Consider the following 17,072-nt stretch of genomic DNA (forward strand, 5'->3'; position numbering starts at 1 on the left):
GCCGCGTGGCGATGACGCTCATCCTGTGGGGCCATGCGGTCGCCGCGTTGCTGTTCGGCATGATCGCCATGTCGCAGCTGCGCGATGCGGCCACCGCCTTGCCGCGTCTGACTTTCGTCGTTGCCCTGATCGCGACCGCCTTGTGGGCATTGGCGGTGGCCGGGATCGACCCTCGCGACGTCATGGCCCGGATCGCCGAGAGCGGGCGCAATCTTGCCTGGCTCGCCTTCATGTTCGCCCTGGTCCGGCGCGACCCGAGCGCGCCGCATGGCAAGGCCGTGGCGACTGTTTACGGCGTCGTCATGCTGATCGTGCTGGCTGGGATCGCGCTGGCGATCGCGGAAACCACTCTGGCCCCGGCCGACGCCATATCGATGGGATCCGCCCGGCTGCTGCTGCGCATGATGGTCGCAGTGAGTGCGCTGGTGCTGGTCCATCATCTCTATTCGGCGGTCGCCCCGCGTGCGCGCGGCGGCATCCTGCTGGTCGTCATTGCGCTTGCCGTGATGTGGAGCCTCGACCTGGCCATCTATGCCACCGCCTATCTGACGCGGAGCTGGGGCGTCGAACTCGTTGCGCTGCGCGGTGCCGCGATGGCGCTGCTCGCACCACTGTTCGCGCTGGCGGTGATGCGCAACGGCGACTGGACGCTGAAATTGTCGCGCACCGTCGCCTGGCAATCGCTGTCGCTTGCCGCGACGATATTGTGGCTGGTGACGATGGTGCTGATCACCAGCGGGATCGCCGCGTTCGGCGGCACTTATGTCCGCATCGCCCAGACCGCCTTTGTATTCGGATCGGCCGCGGCGACATTGACCCTGGTCTCCTCGCCTTGGCTCAAGGCCTGGGCGAAAGTGAAGCTGGCCAAGCATCTGTTCAATCATCGCTATGATTATCGCGCCGAATGGACGCGCTTTACCGATACGCTCGGCAAGCCCGAGAGGGGCCGCGCCGCTCGACGAGCGAATCGTGAAGGCGGTCGCCGATCTGACCGATTCGCCCGCCGGCCTGCTGCTGGTGCCGGACGGTGCGGGGCTGGGCATCGGCGCTGCCTGGAACTGGGATCGCGACGGGCTGCCCGCGTCCGGCGGGGATGAAGTCCTTGCCCGCCACCTCGTCGCCAGCGGACGGATCATCGAACTCGACCGCATCCGCAGCGATGTCGGACTCGATTCCGAGGCCAGCGCCGAAGCAGCGAGCGTGCCGCAATGGATGCTCGATGACGGCACCACCTGGGCGCTCATTCCGTTGGTCCATCTCGACCGGCTGCAGGGCGCGATCCTGCTCGCCCGGCCGCCGATCGATCGTGCGCTCGACTGGGAGGATTTCGATCTCCTGCGCATCGCCGGCCGCCAGGCCGCGAGCTATCTCGCCGAGGCGCGCGCGCAGGAGGCGCTGGCCGATGCCGAGCGTTTCGACGAATTCAATCGCCGCTTCGCCTTCATCCTGCATGACATCAAGAATCTGGTGAGCCAGCTGACTTTGGTCGCGCGCAACGCCGAACGTCACGCAGACAATCCCGACTTCCGCGCCGACATGGTTGCGACATTGCAGGATTCGGCCGGGCGCATGAACGACCTGCTCGCACGACTGTCGCAGCATCACAGCGCTCGTGCGGAGGAGCTGCGTCCGGTCGAGCTGATGCCCTTGGTCGAGCGCGTCGCCGCGCGCCGCCGCGCCCAGCATCCGGTCGCGATCATCGGAGTGAAAGCGCTGGCACAGGCCGATCCGGCGCGGCTGGAACAGCTGCTCGGCCATTTGCTGCAGAATGCGATCGAGGCCAGCCCGTCGGTCGAACCGGTGACGATCGCGATCTCGATCGATGCGGCCAGCGTCGTCATCGACGTGATCGACCAGGGCTGTGGCATGTCGCCTGCATTCCTGCGCGATAAATTGTTCAAGCCCTTCGCCTCGTCCAAGCCCGGCGGCTTCGGCATCGGTGCGTTCGAGGCGCGGCAGCTCGCTCAGGCGATGGGCGGTAGCGTCGAAGTCACCAGCCGGGAGGGTGAGGGCACTCGCTTCCGCGTCATCCTGTCATCCGCCCGCGCGCTACCGATGGAACACGCCGCATGACCGCGAAACCGAAACTGCTTATCGTCGAGGACGATGCCGGGCTGCAGCGCCAGCTGCGCTGGGCTTATGAAGGGTATGACGTGGTCGTCGCCTCCGACCGCGCCACCGCGCTCGACGCGGTGCGCGCGGAGGAACCCGATGTCGTCACGCTCGACCTCGGCCTGCCACCTGATCCGGACGGCACGAGCGAGGGCTTTGCGACATTGCAGGCCATTCTCGGCCTCAAGCCCGACACCAAGGTCATCGTCGCGTCGGGACATGGCGCCCGCGAAAGCGCGCTGCGGGCGATTGGCGAAGGGGCTTGGGATTTCTACGCCAAGCCGATCGATATCGATGCGCTCGGCTTGATCGTGGCGCGCGCTTTCCATGTCCATGCGCTGGAGGCGGAGAATCGCCGCCTCGCCGAACGCGCCGGTACGACCGCGCTGGGCGGAATGATCACCGCCGCGCCGGAGATGCTTAAGGTCACCCGCACGATCGAGCGTGTCGCGGGGGCGGACGTATCGGTCATGTTGCTCGGCGCGAGCGGTACGGGCAAGGAATTGCTCGCCCGCGGCGTGCATGATTCCAGTCCGCGCCGGAACGGCGCGTTCGTCGCGATCAATTGCGCGGCGATTCCCGAAACCCTGCTCGAAAGCGAATTGTTCGGTCATGAGAAGGGCGCCTTCACCGGCGCGGTCAAGACGACCGAGGGCAAGATCGAGCTGGCGCAGGGCGGCACCTTGTTCCTCGATGAGGTTGGCGACATTCCGCTGCCGCTGCAGGTCAAGCTGCTGCGCTTCCTGCAGGAGCGCGTGATCGAGCGGATCGGCGGGCGCAAGCCGATTGCGGTCGACACTCGGATCGTGTGCGCGACGCATCAGGATGTCGATGCGATGATCGCCGATGGCCGCTTTCGCGAGGATCTCTATTACCGCCTCGCGGAAATCGTGGTGCGCATTCCCTCGCTTGCCGAGCGCAGCGGCGATGCCGGGCTGCTCGCGCAGCATTTCCTGAAGAAATACGCCAAGACCATGCATTCCGCGGTCACCGGCCTGTCGCCTGATGCGCGCGCCGCGATCGATGCCTGGGCCTGGCCGGGTAATGTCCGCGAGCTGGAGAACCGCATGAAGCGCGCGGTGATCATGGCCGAGGGCAAGCTGGTCACCGCTGCCGATCTCGACCTGGCGGGTGATGCCGAAGATGTCCCGCTCAACTTGCGCAGCGTGCGCGAGGTCGCCGACCGCAAGGCGATCCGTCATGCATTGGCCCGCGCCGATGGTAACATTTCCAATACCGCCAAGCTGCTAGGGGTGAGCCGGCCGACCCTGTACGATCTTTTGAAGAGCTATGATCTCCATGCGTGACCTGCTCGCTCCCAAATCGCTTCTGCGCCTGGCGACCGCCATTGCGTCGTCGCTTGGCGCCGCCGCGCTGCTCGCTTTTGCCGTCACGACGCCGGCCCGGGCCGATGCCGATGCCGCGCGCCTGTCGCTCGCCAAGAGCCTGGCGATGCTCAAGACCGGCAATATCAGCGCGGCGCGCAACCATGCCCAGGCGGCGATCAAGGAAGATCCCAATTGGGGTCTCGCTCATGCCGTGCTCGCGCGCGCCTTCTTGTCGCTCGGCGACGGCCTGGGCGCCGAGGGGGAACTCGATCGCGCCAAGGCGGCGGGTTTCGACCCCAAGCGCGCGCAGCAACTCTATGCCCATGCCTATCTGCTGCAGGGTGATGCCAAGCGTGCGTTGAGCACTGCAGCGACGGTGCCGCCGCGCTTCGCCGGCTATGCTGTCCGCGTCGGCGCGCGCGCGCTTGCCGCGCAGGGCGACTTGCCGGGCGCGCAGCGCGCGCTGGCCAATCTTCTGTCGGTCGACCCGGGCAATAGCGCCGCCTGGTCCGATCTCGGCCGGGTGCGTTTCGACGGCGGCGATGTCGGCGGCGCGATCGAAGCCGCGGTCAAGGCGACCGCCCTCGACCCCGCCAATATCGAAGCGCTCACGCTGCGCGGCGAACTGGTCCGCGGCCAATATGGCCTGATTGCGGCACTGCCCTGGTTCGAGGCCGCGCTGGCCCGCGATGCCTATTACCATCCCGCGCTGATCGAATACGCCTCAACGCTCGGCGATGCCGGTCGTTATGGCGACATGCTTGATGCCACGCGCCGTGCGCTTGCCGCGCGTCCGGGCAGTGCCCAGGCCTATTATCTCCAGGCGGTGCTGGCCGCGCGGGCGGGCAATGACGATCTCGCTCGCACGCTGCTGCAGCGCACCGGCGATGCGCTCAACGGACTGCCCGGCGCGCTGCTGCTCGGTGGCATGCTCGATTACGAAGCCGGCGGCTATGAGCAGGCGATCAACAAATGGCGCGAACTGGTCGGCCGCCAGCCGATGAACATCACCGCGCGCCGCTTGCTCGGCGCGGCGCTGCTGCGCTCGGGCGATGCTCAGGGCGCGCTCGACGTGCTGCGCCCGGTCGCGGCGCGCTTCGATGCCGACAGCTATACGCTGACCCTGGTCGCACGCGCGTTCGAACGGACCGGCGAGCGAGACTGGGCGGGCAAGTTCCTTGACCGCGCGGCCTTTCCGGCGCGTGACGCTTCGCTGCCGTTCGGAACAGACGACAGCCTCGCGGTGCTCGGTGGCCTCGCCAACGACAATCCCGACGACCCGGTGCGGCGCGTGGTCTTTCTGCGCGGGCTGGCCGATGCCGGCGACTATGGGGCTGCACTCGCCCAGGCGCAGGCGCTCACGCGCACATCGCCGGGGGCACCCGCTGCCTGGCTTGCGACCGGCGACATGCTGATGGTGATGAAGCGCTATGACGAGGCATCGGCCGCGTATCGCCATGCTGCCGATATCCGTTTCGATGAACCGACCATGCTGCGCACGGTCGATGCGCTCGACCATGCCGGCCACCGCGCCGAAGCGGCCAATGCCCTTGCGCTGTTCCTGTCGCAGAATCCGCAGAATATCGCCGGCCAGCGGCTCGCCGCGCACTGGCAGATCGCCGCGGGCGAATTCGATGCAGCGATCGAGACGCTGGAAAATCTGCGCCAGCGCGTCGGCAATGGCGATGCCGCGCTGCTGACCGAGCTTGCCTATGCCTATATCGGCGATGGCGATGAAACGACCGGCATGACCTATGCCAAGGCCGCCTATACCCTCGCACCACTCAACCCGGCGACGACCGACGCCTATGGCTGGGCGCTGTACCAGAGCGGCGACAACAAGGGGGCAGTGCAATTGCTCGAAAAGGCGGTCTCGATTGCACCCGAACATGCGATGCTGCGCTGGCATCTCGGACAGGCCTATGCCGATTTCGGCCGCGGTTCCGATGCCCGGGCGCAGATCGATGCCGCACTGAGCGATCCGACCTTCACCGACCGCGAGGCGGCCGCCGCGCTGCTGAAGACGCTGGTTTAATCTCAGCCGTTCGCCCTGAGCTTGTCGAAGGGCCGTTCTTTCTTCTAACGCGATGCAGAAGAGCGGGGCTTCGACAGGCTCAGCCCGAACGGAAGATGATATGGCCGACGATCAGCAAACGCCCCTCGACCGTATCGCCGCTGCCCTCGAACGCATCGCGCCGCCTGCGCCGGCGCCCGCCGATCCGCTCGCCCATCCGGCGTATCTGTGGCGTGGCACGGCGCTGGCCCCCGCGCGTGATTTCGCGGCGCTGCCGCTTGGTGACCTTCATGGCATCGATGCGCAAAAGGCGACACTGGTCGCCAATCTCGATCGCCTCGCGCAAGGCCATGCCGCGCATGACGTGCTGCTCTGGGGTGCGCGCGGCACCGGCAAGTCGGCGCTGGTCAAGAGCAGCGTCGCCGCGCTGCAGGCCGAAGGCAAGGCGCTGGCATTGATCGAGGTGGTGACCACGCAACTCGACACGCTCGCGACGCTTTTCGCCGCGATCGCGGCCGTGCCCCGTGCGTTCGTCCTGTTCATCGACGATCTCGGCTTCAACGCCGCCAGCGACGCTCGCGCGCTGCGCTCGATGCTCGAGGGCGGGGCGGAAGCGCGGCCAGCCAATGCGCGGCTGCTGGTAACCTCGAACCGCCGGCACCTCGTGCCGCGCGACATCGCCGAGCAGGAAAGCGCGATCAACCCGCGCGATGCGGTCGACGACAATCTCGCCCTGGCCGATCGCTTCGGCCTGAGTCTCGGCTTTCATGTCGTCGACCAGGAAGGCTATCTCGCCATCGTCAGGGGCTATACCGATGCGCATGGCCTGCCCTTCGACCCGGTCGAGGCCGTCGGCTGGGCGACGCGGCGCGGCAGCCGGTCGGGCCGCGTCGCCTGGCACTATATCGTCGATCTCGCCGGGCGGCATGGCCGGTCGCTGCGATTATAGCAGAAGTGGATCAGGTTTCGCCAAACGCGGCTTGACTTGATCGCCCGACCACTGCTGTCTCACCCGATGGCCCGTATCGGCGAACTCGACCTGTGCGATCGACTCTCGCCCACCATTCCGATCTGGGTGACGCAGGTCGTTGTCGGGCTGGTCACATCGGGCGCGGCGCGGCTGCTCCGCATCGGCTTCGATATCGTCGTGGGCGGTGCCGCGCCGTTCGCGTTGATCTATCCTGCGATGATGATCGCGACATTGTTCGCGCGTGCGCTGGCCGGGATCGTCGCCGCGACGGTCATGATCCTGTACATCTGGTATTATCTTTACCCGATCCAGAACTCGTTCCGCTTCGTGGATTCGGTCGGCGCGCTTTCGGTCGGCGTGGTGGTGGTCACCGCGCTCATCACCATCGGCCTGGCCGAGCTGTTCCGTCGTTCGGCCTATCGCGCGACGCGCGAGCGCGACCGGGAAATCGCCGATCGCGACCTGTTCCTTGCCGAATTCGACCATCGCATGAAGAACAATTTCGCCATCGTCGCGGGCTTGCTCGACATGCAGAAGCGTCGCGCGGCCGATCCGGCGACCGCGGAAGCGCTGGGCGTCGCGCAGATGCGCATCGACAGCATCGCCCGGGCCCACCGCCATCTCTATCGCGGCAGCGAGCAACCCGGCATGGTCGAGATGCAGGAATATCTGCCGGATCTGTGCTCGGCGCTTTCCGAAGCCTTGTTCCTGCGCGGCGGCATCACGCTCGGCTGCGATACCGACCAGGCGTCGGTGCCACGCGACCGTGCCGTATCGATCGGGCTGGTCGTCAACGAACTCGTCACCAACGCGGCCAAACATGCCTTTCCCGGCCGCGACCTCGGCAGCATCCGGGTCGGTTTTCACAACCGCGCCGGTGGCGGCTGGATCGTGACCGTGACCGATGATGGTGTCGGCCTGCCCAAAAAGCCTGTTTCGCCTGGCGCCGACCATGGCCTGGGCAGTCGGCTGATCGAGGCGTTCGCCCGTCAGGCCGGCGGGACGATCACCACCGACAGCGACCGTACGGGAACGCGGGTGACGCTGGAGTTGACCGCTTAAGTCAGCGCCTCGACCTGCTCGGCAAGCTCAAGCCAGCGCATTTCCGCCGCGTCCTTCTCCTCGCGCGCCGTCTCGATCGCCTTGGTCAGCCGTTCGAATTTGGCGAAATCGCGCGCATAGAGTGTGGGATCGGCGAGCAGTGCTTCATCGCGCTTGATCGCCGCTTCGATCTCCTCGATCCGCTTGGGCAGCAGATCATAATCGCGCTGGTCCTTGTAGCTCAGCTTGACCTTGGGCGCGGGCGGTGCGGTCGGCTCGACCTTGCGTGGATTGGGGCGCTTGCCGCCGCTGACCTTCAGCCGGCGGCGCTTTTCCCAGTCCTCATAACCGCCGGCGACGACATCCACCGTGCCCGATCCGTCGAGCCCGAGCGTGATCGTGACGGTACGGTCGAGGAAATCGCGGTCATGGCTGACGATCAGCACGGTGCCGTCATAATCGCCGATCACTTCCTGCAGCAGGTCGAGCGTTTCCAGGTCGAGATCGTTGGTCGGTTCGTCGAGCACCAGCAGATTGGACGGCCGGGCGAACTCGCGCGCCAGCAACAGGCGCGATCGCTCACCGCCCGACAGGGTCCCGACTTGCGCATCGACCAGCCCGGGCTCGAACAGGAATTCCTTTAAATAGCCGATGATGTGCTTCTTGATGCCCTGCACCTCGATCCAGTCGCCGCCATCGGCGAGCACTTCGCGCACCGTCTTTTCCGGCGCCATCAGGCTGCGCTGCTGGTCGATGACGATGCGGTCGAGCGTCTTGGCGAGGCGGATATGGCCCGAATCGGGCGCGAGCTCGCCGGTCAGCAGCTTGAGCAACGTGGTCTTGCCCGCGCCGTTCGCACCGACGATGCCGATCCGGTCGCCACGCATCACGCGCAAGGTCAGGTCCTTGATGATCGGCCGGTCCCCGAAGGATTTCGATACCGCCTTGACGTCGATGACCATCTTGGTGCGCGCATCGTCGGTGCCGATCGAGAGATTGGCGGTGCCCGGCGGGCCCATCATGGCTGCGCGGGTAGCGCGCATCTCGTGCAGCTTGGTAAGCCGCCCCTGGTTGCGCTTGCGCCGCCCGGTGACGCCGCGCAGCAGCCAATGCTCCTCCAGCTTCAGCTTCGCATCCAGCCGTTCGGCATTGCGCGCCTCATCGGCATAGACCTGCTCGGTCCATGCCTCGAAGCCGCCGAAGCCGATCTCCGCCCGCCGGATCGCACCGCGGTCGAGCCACAAAGTCTGTTTGGTCAGGCGGGTCAGAAAGGTGCGGTCATGGCTGATCGCGATGAATGCGCCGCGGAACCGGCTCAGCCAGTCCTCCAGCCAGTCGATTGCCGCGATGTCGAGATGGTTGGTCGGCTCGTCGAGCAGCAGGACATCGGGATCCATTGCGAGCGCGCGGACGATCGCCGCGCGCCGACGCTCACCGCCCGATGCGCTTGCCGCTTCGCGCGACAGGTCGATGCCGAGCTGGTCGGCGATCGCATCGGCCTCGTACGGCAGCGGCGCATCATCGCCATGAAGCACATAATCGAGCAGGGTTGCGCGCTGGCGCAGGTCGGGTTCCTGTTCGAGCAGCACGACGCGGGTGCCCGGCTGAATCGTCCGCCGCCCTTCATCCGCATCGACTGCGCCTGCGATCAGTTTGAGCAAAGTCGTCTTGCCCGCGCCATTGCGCCCGATCAGCGCGAGCCGGTCGCGCGGCTGAATATGGATGTCGAGGCCGCGGAACAGCCACCCCGATCCCTGGATGATGCCGAGATTTTCAAAAGCGAGGATTGGGGCTGCCATGGCGGTCCGTTAGGGGGCGGATCGCAGGACGGCAAGTTGCGCTTGCCTGACCGAAGCATTCACAGGCTGTTCAAGCCCGCTCCGCTATGCGACGCACATGAAGATGTTGCTATCCTCTTTAGTCTGCCTCCTCGCCGCGGCCGGACCGGTCGCCGCCGAACCTGCGCCCGACCAGCGCCGGGGCGATCAGGTCGAAGCGTTCGACCAGCTCAAAAAGGGGCGGCTGCTGCCGCTTCACGAGATCGAGCGCCGTGTCGTGCCGCAAATGCGTGGTGCACAATATCTTGGTGTCGAACTCGATTCGATCAGTGGCATTTACACGCTCAAATTCCTGCGCGATGGAAATGTCATCTGGGTCGAGGTCGATGGCCGCTCTGGCCAGGTCATCGGCCGCACCGGCAATTGAGTCACCCGATCGTGGCTAGAGGGGAACAAGAATGCGCGTCCTGATCGTCGAAGACGAACCCAATCTCGGACAGCAGTTGAAAAACACGCTGGAAGGCGCTGGCTATGCGATCGACCTCGCCACCGATGGCGAAGAGGGTCATTTCATGGGCTCGACCGAGAATTACGACGCGATCGTGCTCGATCTCGGCCTGCCCGAGATTGACGGGCTGACCGTGCTCGATCGCTGGCGCAAGGAAGGCCGCACCGCGCCGGTGCTGGTACTCACCGCGCGCGACAGCTGGTCGGACAAGGTCGCCGGGCTCGATGCCGGCGCTGACGATTATGTCGCCAAGCCGTTCCAGTCGGAGGAACTGATCGCCCGGCTGCGCGCATTGATTCGCCGCGCCTCGGGTAATGCCTCGTCGGAACTGACCGCGGGCGATGTCCGGCTCGATACGCGCTCGGGCAAGGTCACGCTGGCCGGCGAACCGGTCAAGCTGACCGCACAGGAATATAAGTTGCTCAGCTATCTGCTCCATCACAAGGGCAAGGTGGTCAGCCGCACCGAGTTGATCGAGCATATCTACGATCAGGATTTCGACCGCGATTCGAATACCATCGAAGTGTTCGTGACGCGCATCCGCAAGAAGCTCGGCCAGGACGTGATCACCACGATCCGCGGCCTGGGCTACAGCCTTGAAGACCCCGATGCTTAGTTTTGCCGTCACCCCCGCGAAAGCGGGGGTCCCGCTTCTGTTCAACGTACTAGAGGAAGCGGGATCCCCGCTTTCGCGGGGATGACGGAATTGGTGGCGGAAACGTCCGAAACCCCGACTGCCGTTGCCGAGGAACCCGAAACCCCGCTCGGCCGCGGTTATGTCCGCACGACCGGATCACTCAGCCGCCGGATGATCCTGATCGCGGCGGCGTGGATATTGCTGCTGCTGACCGGCGGCGGCTTTGCGCTCGATCGTGTGCTCTCATCGGCGATCACGCGCAATTTCGACGACCAGCTCGAATATGTCCTGACCGCGTTGATCGTCTCGGCCGAGATCGGCCCGGACGGTGAGGTCGTGTTCAATCGCGAACCCGCCGACCAGCGCTTCCTCGAACCCTATTCGGGCCTTTACTGGCAGGTCAGCACCAGGGGACGCGAGGATTTCCCGTCGCGCTCGCTCTGGGACCGGCGTCTGTCGTTCGGATCGCAGCATACCGATCTCGGCATCCACAGCTATGACAGTGTCCAGTTCAATGCCGAAAAACTGCGCATCCTCGAACGCGATGTGAAGCTGCCGGGATCGCCGCTTCGCTGGCGTTTCCAGGTCGCGCAGACCCGCGAAGGGCTGGATGCACAGATCAACGCGCTGCGGCGAACATTGGTGCGCAGCTTTGTGTTGCTCGGGCTCGGCCTGATCATCATGGCCGCGCTGCAGACTTTTTACGGGCTATGGCCGCTGCGCAAGGTGCGCGAGGAAATCGCTCGCATGCGTGCCGGCAAGTCGCGCCAGATCGAGCGCGCCATGCCGATCGAAGTCGCGCCGATGGTCGAGGAACTGAATGGTCTGATCGCGCATAACGAGCGTCAGGCCGAGGAAGCACGCCGCCATGCCGGCAATCTGGCGCACGCGCTGAAGACCCCGCTGACCGTGATCATGAACGCCGCCACCGCCCAGGCCGACGATCTCGGCGAGACGGTGGTGCGCGAAGCGCGGACGATGCGCCGCCAGGTCGATCACCATCTCGCCCGCGCTCGCGCCGTAGGCCGGCGCGGATCGGCGCATAGCCGTGCCGATGTCTGGCCGAGCCTTGAGTCGGTGGAGCGCGCCGTTGCGCGGCTCTATCGCCATGTCCGCATCGACATCGCCGGATCAAAGACGCTGCAGGTCCATGTCGAACGCCAAGATCTCGACGAGATGCTCGGCAATCTGATCGAGAATGCCGCGAAATATGGCGGCGGCAGCGTGTTCGTGACGGTCGGCCAGCATTCGGGCTTTGTCGAATTCCTGATCGAGGATGATGGCATGGGCATCCCCGAGGAACAGCGCGTGCGCATCTTCGATCGCGGCGTGCGGCTCGATTCGGGCAAGCCCGGCACGGGCCTCGGCATGGCGATCGTGCGTGACGTGGCGGAGATTTACGAAGGCACTGTCAGCCTCGAGGAGAGCGAGGATCTGGGCGGGCTGCTCGTGCGGCTGCGGCTGCCCGCCGCGAACTAAACCCTAGTCGGTCCGGCTCGCGCATGAGGCCGAGCCCAGCCAGGTGTGCGGGTTGCCGTCCCAGCACCAGCCAAGGTTTGGCTGCCTGGCGGCATTGATCCATATCGCCGGAACGCGCTGATCGCCCGGATGGCGCGATGCCAGCAGCGAGTAGCAATTATTCTTCCTGAGAAAGTCGGGAAATTGCGTGGCGATCGCGATGCCCTCCTCGATCGTCAGCGTCAGCCTGGCCTTGCCCTTGATCAGGACGAGCGCTTCGTTCGGCGGCAGATTCCTGTTTAGCTGCCCGCGATCGATATCGCTGATCAGATAGGCTGGACTCGCCGGCAGAACGGTGTCGGCGGTGACGCGGAAATCACTCGCCGAACGCGGATAAAGCTTTGAAACCCCTTGCCGGCCATCCTTGCTGACGGCCGCCATCTGTACATCGGTCGCGACCAGTTCGCTTTTGACGGCAATGACGAACGGCAGTTTTCCGGTCTCCATATCGCCGGCGCTCACCTGAAGTATGACGACCTTTTCCGCCAGCGGTGCCAGCAGCGCGCGGAATGCGGTCTCGCCCAGGCCGCTATGCTGCGGATAGCCCCTGTCGACCAATACACCGGTCTGGCGATCGAATTCCTGTGTCCGTTCTGCTGGTGTCATAGGGCGGCGCTCCGTCATCATCGGAGCGCGATATGGCGTCGCGAGCTTCTAGTTTCACGTTGCCAATCTGTTCCGGGGCCAGTCTGTTCCGGGGCCAGTCTGTTGCGGCCCTGGCCGCCGGCTAATCTTCGCCAGGTGGCAGTGACCTGACCTCGACCGTGCCGCCGCATTCATAGACCGGATTGCCGGCGACCCGGCTTTTCGCATCGGCAAGATCATTGGCTTCGATGCGGATATAGCCGACGAGATGGTCGGCGACCGTGCCGGCCGGACCGTCCTTGCGGACCGTCTCGCCACTGCCGATCGAGCTCCCGCCGGAAAAGCCGCCGCGTTGTCGCAGGCTGGTGAAATAGCTGTCCCACATACCGGCGGATGGTTCGCGCGCGGTGTCGTTATGCATCAGCAAGATGAAGTCGGGCATGCGTTCCCCCGGATTGGCTGACGGCTGTTACGCCGCCACGGCCAACTCTCGCATGACATCCGCGGTGATCTCAAGGCTGTGTTTGCGAGCGTCATGATCATAGATCGAGCTCGCCACCATGATCTCGTTCACGCCGGTGCGCTCGACGAATGCGGCGATATCGCGAGCGACCTTGGCCCGTGCGCCGACTGCCGAGCAGCGCAGTGCATGATCGAGGATTGCCGCACCCTGCGCGCCCAGCGATTGGCGATAATTCGCGACCGGCGGCTTCATCCTGCCGGGATTGCCGGTGCGCAATGCGACGAAAGCCTGTTGCTGCGAACTCGCCAGCAGCTCGGCCTCGTCATCGGTATCGGCGGCGAAGACATTGAACCCGGCCATCACATAGGGTTTCGCCAGCACCGCCGAAGGCCGGAAGTCGCGGCGATAGATCGCCAGCGCCCCGTCGAGCGCGTCCGGCGCGAAATGCGAAGCAAAAGCATAGGGAAGGCCAAGCGCTGCCGCGAGTTGCGCGCCGAACAGGCTCGATCCCAGGATCCATAGTCTGATGTCGGCACCGGCACCGGGCGTCGCGCTGATCCCGGTCTGCCCGTCATCGGCGAAATAGCTTTGCAGCTCGAGCACATCCTGCGGAAAGGCGTTGGCGTCGCTCTCCAGCGTCCGGCGCATCGCGCGGGCGACCTTCTGGTCGGACCCGGGTGCCCGGCCCAGCCCCAGGTCGATCCGACCCGGGAACAAGGCGTCGAGCGTTCCGAACTGCTCGGCAATGACCAGGGGCGAATGGTTGGGCAGCATGATGCCGCCCGCGCCGACCCGGATCGTGCTGGTCGCGGCGGCGACATGCGCGATGACGATCGATGTCGCGGCGCTGGCGATGCCGGTCATGCCGTGATGCTCCGCGGTCCAGTAGCGGCTGAACCCCAGCGCCTCGACATGCCGGGCCAGATCGGCAGCATTTGCAAGCGACTGGGACACACTCCCGCCTTCGACGACGGGCACGAGATCGAGCAGGGAATAGGCTGTCATGCTGAGAAGATGGGGAGGAGGACGGGGGTTCGCCAGATTAGAAATTCTTCGTCGTGCCGAACTTGTTTGGTGATTGTCGCCTTCAGGTGCTCACCTCTTCATTGCTTCCCCGGCCTTCGTCGAGGAAACTGTGAATTTGCATTATGCAACTGATATATAACGATATTATTCTCTTCTCGTTGAGGGTGAACCACAGGAGATACGGGACACTTCTGGTGTCCCATATCTCCCGACGGCGTTGCCGTGATTCAACCGGGACACGGAACCGGGCATGTCATCCCGTGCCGGACTTATGGGTACACCGCCTTGCCCGATCCGCACCCCCGGCTTAGAGCCTCGCCCCTATGGACCCACGCCTTTCCCATATCCGCACCTGGATCTTCGATCTCGACAACACGCTCTATCCGGCGAGCGCGAAACTGTTCGACCAGATCGATGTGAAGATGGGCGCCTATATCGCGCAGCGGCTGGGGGTCGACCTCATCGAGGCGCGGCGCATCCAGAAGGGCTATTTCCATGGGCACGGCACCACGCTTGCCGGGATGATGGCCGAGCACGGTGTCGATCCGCACGAGTTTCTCGATTTCGTCCATGATATCGAGATGGACGTGCTGGAGGAGAATGCGCCGCTCGCCGCCGCGATCGCGAAGCTGCCGGGGCGCAAGCTGGTCTTCACCAATGCCGACACGCCGTATGCAGCCAAGGTGCTTGGCCGGCTCGGGCTCGGCGAAACGTTCGAGGCGATCCACGATATTCACGCGATGGATCTCGCGCCCAAGCCGCAGGAATCGGCCTATGCCGGGCTTTGCGCGGCGTTCGATCTCGATCCGCACACATCGCTGTTCGTCGAGGACATGGCGCGCAACCTTGCCCCGGCCAAGGCGATCGGCATGACCACGGTCTGGGTCGATAACGGCTCGGAACAGGCGGTCGACAGCGACCGCAGCTATATCGACTTCACCACCCATGACATCACGCACTGGCTGCAAGCCGCTCTGGAGGCGCAATGACCGACCATCTGCAATCCGTGATCGAATCCGCCTGGGACGACCGCGACACTCTCGGCTTCACCACGGTCGGCGCAGTGCGCAAGAGCGTCGATGATGCGCTGGCGCTGCTCGATTCAGGCGAGGCGCGCGTCGCTGAACCGGACGGGGCGGGCGGCTGGCGAGTCAATCAATGGCTCAAGAAAGCTGTGCTGCTCTCGTTCCGGCTCAATGACAATGTGCTGATCGACGGCGGATCGGCCGGCGCGCCTGCGTTCGACAAGGTGCCCTCGAAGTTTGCCGGCTGGGGCGAGGCGGAATTCCGCGCTGCCGGCATTCGCGTGGTGCCGGGTGCGGTCGCGCGGCGCGGTGCGTTCATCGCCAAGGGCGCGATCCTGATGCCGAGCTTCGTCAATATCGGCGCCTATGTCGGTGAAGGCTCGATGATCGACGCCTGGGCGACGGTCGGCAGCTGTGCGCAGATCGGCAAGGGGGTGCACCTCTCGGGCGGCGCCGGCATTGGCGGGGTGCTCGAACCGCTTCAGGCCGACCCGGTGATCATTGGCGATGGCGCGTTTGTCGGCGCACGTGCCGAAGTCGCCGAGGGCGTGAGGGTGGGTGAGGGCGCTGTGCTTTCGATGGGCGTCTATCTCGGCGCGTCGACCAAGATCATCGACCGCGCGACCGGCGAAGTGTTTCGCGGTGAAGTCCCGCCCTATTCGGTAGTTGTGCCGGGATCGACCGGCGGCGGCGACGGCAAGCCCGGCCTGTACTGCGCAGTGATCGTCAAGCGCGTCGATGCGCAGACCCGGTCCAAGACCAGCATCAACGAGCTGTTGCGCGACTGAGGAAAAGATCATGCCCGACAGTGACGCCCCAGATAATCAGACCATTGCCGAGATCATCCGCGTCGTCGATGCGATCGACCGGGCGGTGGACGGAAAGGACTGGGCCGCGGCGCGATCCCATTTCGCGGACCGGCTGACCGCCGATTTCAGCTCGCTGTCGGGCCAGCCCGCCGCTGAAATCGCCAGCGAAGCACTGATCCAGGCCTGGGCGACCAACCTGACCGCGGCCAAGGCCAGCTTCCATATGCGCACCAATCATCAGGTACTACTCACCGGCGATACCGCGGATGTGGAGTCGGCCGGCTATGCGTGGAACCGGATGGAGGGCAATGGCGAGCCGTTATGGGAGGTCTGGGGCACCTATCGCCATCATCTTGTCCGCACGCCTGACGGGTGGAAGGTTGATGCCATGACATTGATCGTTGCGCATCAGCGCGGCAATGTCTGGGTTCGCGATACAGTGCCCGCCGCATGATACGCTGGTTTCTCCTCGCCGCGGCGTTGTTCGCGTCCGGCCCGGCGATCGCGCAGCAAGTACCGATCGACCCGGCCGCTTTGGTGCGCACCTATCCGCACGATCCGCGCGCCTATACCGAAGGACTCTTCTATCTCGACGGCGCGCTCTACGAGAGCACCGGCGAGGTCGGTCGATCGGGCATCCGCAAGGTCGATCTCGACAGTGGCAAGGTCCGGTCGAGCGTCGCGGTGGAGCCGCCCTTGTTCGGCGAAGGGATCGCGCCGTGGCGCGACCAGATTATCAGCCTGACCTGGAAAAACGGCATCGGCTTCCGCTGGTCGATCAACGGCTTCAGGAAGCTCGGCAGCTTCCGCTATCCGGGCGAGGGCTGGGCGCTGACCGCTGACGGCACGAGCCTGATCATGTCCGACGGCACGGCGACCCTTCGCTTCCTCGATCCGCGCACCTTCCAGCAGCGCCGCACGCTGCGCGTCACCGCCAACGGCCTGCCGATCGAGCGGCTCAACGAACTGGAATATGTCGATGGCGAGATCCTCGCCAATGTCTGGCTCACGGACCGCATCGCCCGGATCGATCCGAAGAGCGGCCATGTGATCGGCTGGATCGACCTGTCGGCACTGCATGCCCGCGCCAATGTCTGGGGCGATAATCAGGTCGCCAACGGCATCGCCTGGCATGCCGCACGCCGTCGTCTGTTCGTGACCGGCAAGGAATGGCCCTATCTGTTCGAGATCGCACCGCCCAAAGGTGCACGCCCCGGGGCCGCGCGCCGGCGCTAGGGATTGAGCGAGTCTCGACATT

The 17,072-nt window shown here is 65.2% G+C and carries 17 protein-coding genes; 13 read left to right on the plus strand and 4 right to left on the minus strand.

Annotated features, from left to right (window positions below):
• Positions 1-5: 5 nt before the first annotated feature.
• The 6 genes from H3Z74_RS24710 to H3Z74_RS02230 all read left to right on the plus strand — a co-directional run bounded on the left by H3Z74_RS24710 (position 6) and on the right by H3Z74_RS02230 (position 7,486).
• Positions 6-1,097, plus strand: coding sequence for a hypothetical protein (locus tag H3Z74_RS24710; protein WP_326838800.1), 1,092 nt, complete (start codon positions 6-8; stop codon positions 1,095-1,097).
• Positions 988-2,073: an XrtA/PEP-CTERM system histidine kinase PrsK gene (gene prsK, locus H3Z74_RS24715; protein WP_326838810.1), complete on the plus strand. Its 1,086-nt coding sequence runs from the start codon at positions 988-990 to the stop codon at positions 2,071-2,073. Before H3Z74_RS24710 ends, prsK begins: the two co-directional genes overlap by 110 nt.
• Entirely contained in the window at positions 2,070-3,419 is a 1,350-nt protein-coding gene (gene prsR / locus H3Z74_RS02215; RefSeq protein WP_187762392.1) for a PEP-CTERM-box response regulator transcription factor, read from the plus strand. The genes prsK and prsR overlap by 4 nt, the downstream gene beginning before the upstream one ends.
• Positions 3,412-5,475, plus strand: coding sequence for a tetratricopeptide repeat protein (locus tag H3Z74_RS02220; protein WP_187762393.1), 2,064 nt, complete (start codon positions 3,412-3,414; stop codon positions 5,473-5,475). Before prsR ends, H3Z74_RS02220 begins: the two co-directional genes overlap by 8 nt.
• A 100-nt stretch (positions 5,476-5,575) precedes the next feature.
• Entirely contained in the window at positions 5,576-6,403 is an 828-nt protein-coding gene (locus tag H3Z74_RS02225; RefSeq protein WP_187762394.1) for an ATP-binding protein, read from the plus strand.
• Positions 6,404-6,469: 66 nt separating this feature from the next.
• Positions 6,470-7,486: a sensor histidine kinase gene (locus tag H3Z74_RS02230; protein ID WP_187762395.1), complete on the plus strand. Its 1,017-nt coding sequence runs from the start codon at positions 6,470-6,472 to the stop codon at positions 7,484-7,486.
• Here the strand turns inward: H3Z74_RS02230 and H3Z74_RS02235 are convergent.
• Complete coding sequence (locus tag H3Z74_RS02235) at positions 7,483-9,264, minus strand: ABC-F family ATP-binding cassette domain-containing protein (protein ID WP_187762396.1); 1,782 nt, start codon at positions 9,262-9,264, stop codon at positions 7,483-7,485. The genes H3Z74_RS02230 and H3Z74_RS02235 overlap by 4 nt on opposite strands.
• Before the next feature lie 97 nt (positions 9,265-9,361).
• On the opposite strand from H3Z74_RS02235, the gene H3Z74_RS02240 reads away from it, so the two are divergent.
• The 3 genes from H3Z74_RS02240 (at position 9,362) to H3Z74_RS02250 (ending at position 11,867) form a co-directional block, all read left to right on the plus strand.
• A complete protein-coding gene (locus H3Z74_RS02240; RefSeq protein ID WP_187762397.1) occupies positions 9,362-9,670 on the plus strand; it encodes a PepSY domain-containing protein in 309 nt (102 codons plus the stop codon).
• A 31-nt stretch (positions 9,671-9,701) separates the two neighbouring features.
• Complete coding sequence (locus H3Z74_RS02245) at positions 9,702-10,367, plus strand: response regulator transcription factor (protein ID WP_034157370.1); 666 nt, start codon at positions 9,702-9,704, stop codon at positions 10,365-10,367.
• Between the two features lie 192 nt (positions 10,368-10,559).
• Positions 10,560-11,867 (plus strand): sensor histidine kinase, encoded by a 1,308-nt coding sequence (locus H3Z74_RS02250; RefSeq protein ID WP_229727046.1) that lies wholly within the window; start codon positions 10,560-10,562, stop codon positions 11,865-11,867.
• Between the two features lie 3 nt (positions 11,868-11,870).
• Here the strand turns inward: H3Z74_RS02250 and H3Z74_RS02255 are convergent, their stop codons facing one another.
• The 3 genes from H3Z74_RS02255 to H3Z74_RS02265 form a co-directional block, all read right to left on the minus strand.
• Positions 11,871-12,512, minus strand: a complete 642-nt coding sequence (locus tag H3Z74_RS02255) for a DUF5701 family protein (RefSeq protein ID WP_187762399.1) — start codon at positions 12,510-12,512, stop codon at positions 11,871-11,873.
• A gap of 121 nt (positions 12,513-12,633) precedes the next feature.
• Positions 12,634-12,933 (minus strand): YciI family protein, encoded by a 300-nt coding sequence (locus tag H3Z74_RS02260; protein WP_187762400.1) that lies wholly within the window; start codon positions 12,931-12,933, stop codon positions 12,634-12,636.
• A gap of 27 nt (positions 12,934-12,960) precedes the next feature.
• A complete protein-coding gene (locus H3Z74_RS02265; RefSeq protein WP_187762401.1) occupies positions 12,961-13,959 on the minus strand; it encodes an LLM class flavin-dependent oxidoreductase in 999 nt (332 codons plus the stop codon).
• Positions 13,960-14,303: 344 nt separating this feature from the next.
• On the opposite strand from H3Z74_RS02265, the gene H3Z74_RS02270 reads away from it, so the two are divergent.
• From H3Z74_RS02270 to H3Z74_RS02285, 4 genes are read left to right on the plus strand one after another with little or no spacing between them, the layout of a single operon-like run.
• Positions 14,304-14,969: a pyrimidine 5'-nucleotidase gene (locus H3Z74_RS02270; protein ID WP_187762402.1), complete on the plus strand. Its 666-nt coding sequence runs from the start codon at positions 14,304-14,306 to the stop codon at positions 14,967-14,969.
• Entirely contained in the window at positions 14,966-15,793 is an 828-nt protein-coding gene (dapD, locus tag H3Z74_RS02275) for a 2,3,4,5-tetrahydropyridine-2,6-dicarboxylate N-succinyltransferase (RefSeq protein ID WP_187762403.1), read from the plus strand. Before H3Z74_RS02270 ends, dapD begins: the two co-directional genes overlap by 4 nt.
• Before the next feature lie 10 nt (positions 15,794-15,803).
• Positions 15,804-16,268, plus strand: a complete 465-nt coding sequence (locus H3Z74_RS02280; RefSeq protein WP_229726829.1) for a nuclear transport factor 2 family protein — start codon at positions 15,804-15,806, stop codon at positions 16,266-16,268.
• Positions 16,265-17,050: a glutaminyl-peptide cyclotransferase gene (locus H3Z74_RS02285; protein ID WP_187762405.1), complete on the plus strand. Its 786-nt coding sequence runs from the start codon at positions 16,265-16,267 to the stop codon at positions 17,048-17,050. Before H3Z74_RS02280 ends, H3Z74_RS02285 begins: the two co-directional genes overlap by 4 nt.
• The last annotated feature ends 22 nt before the right edge of the window (positions 17,051-17,072 follow it).

The organism is Sphingomonas alpina (assembly GCF_014490665.1).
Taxonomy (GTDB): domain Bacteria; phylum Pseudomonadota; class Alphaproteobacteria; order Sphingomonadales; family Sphingomonadaceae; genus Sphingomonas; species Sphingomonas alpina.

Coding starts and splice junctions, on each gene's coding strand:
- prsR (WP_187762392.1), top strand. CDS start 2,070: ATGACCGCGAAACCGAAACTGCTTATCGTCGAGGACGATGCCGGGCTG.
- H3Z74_RS02220 (WP_187762393.1), top strand. CDS start 3,412: ATGCGTGACCTGCTCGCTCCCAAATCGCTTCTGCGCCTGGCGACCGCC.
- H3Z74_RS02225 (WP_187762394.1), top strand. CDS start 5,576: ATGGCCGACGATCAGCAAACGCCCCTCGACCGTATCGCCGCTGCCCTC.
- H3Z74_RS02230 (WP_187762395.1), top strand. CDS start 6,470: ATGGCCCGTATCGGCGAACTCGACCTGTGCGATCGACTCTCGCCCACC.
- H3Z74_RS02235 (WP_187762396.1), bottom strand. CDS start 9,264: ATGGCAGCCCCAATCCTCGCTTTTGAAAATCTCGGCATCATCCAGGGA.
- H3Z74_RS02240 (WP_187762397.1), top strand. CDS start 9,362: ATGAAGATGTTGCTATCCTCTTTAGTCTGCCTCCTCGCCGCGGCCGGA.
- H3Z74_RS02245 (WP_034157370.1), top strand. CDS start 9,702: ATGCGCGTCCTGATCGTCGAAGACGAACCCAATCTCGGACAGCAGTTG.
- H3Z74_RS02250 (WP_229727046.1), top strand. CDS start 10,560: ATGATCCTGATCGCGGCGGCGTGGATATTGCTGCTGCTGACCGGCGGC.
- H3Z74_RS02255 (WP_187762399.1), bottom strand. CDS start 12,512: ATGACACCAGCAGAACGGACACAGGAATTCGATCGCCAGACCGGTGTA.
- H3Z74_RS02260 (WP_187762400.1), bottom strand. CDS start 12,933: ATGCCCGACTTCATCTTGCTGATGCATAACGACACCGCGCGCGAACCA.
- H3Z74_RS02265 (WP_187762401.1), bottom strand. CDS start 13,959: ATGACAGCCTATTCCCTGCTCGATCTCGTGCCCGTCGTCGAAGGCGGG.
- H3Z74_RS02270 (WP_187762402.1), top strand. CDS start 14,304: ATGGACCCACGCCTTTCCCATATCCGCACCTGGATCTTCGATCTCGAC.
- dapD (WP_187762403.1), top strand. CDS start 14,966: ATGACCGACCATCTGCAATCCGTGATCGAATCCGCCTGGGACGACCGC.
- H3Z74_RS02280 (WP_229726829.1), top strand. CDS start 15,804: ATGCCCGACAGTGACGCCCCAGATAATCAGACCATTGCCGAGATCATC.
- H3Z74_RS02285 (WP_187762405.1), top strand. CDS start 16,265: ATGATACGCTGGTTTCTCCTCGCCGCGGCGTTGTTCGCGTCCGGCCCG.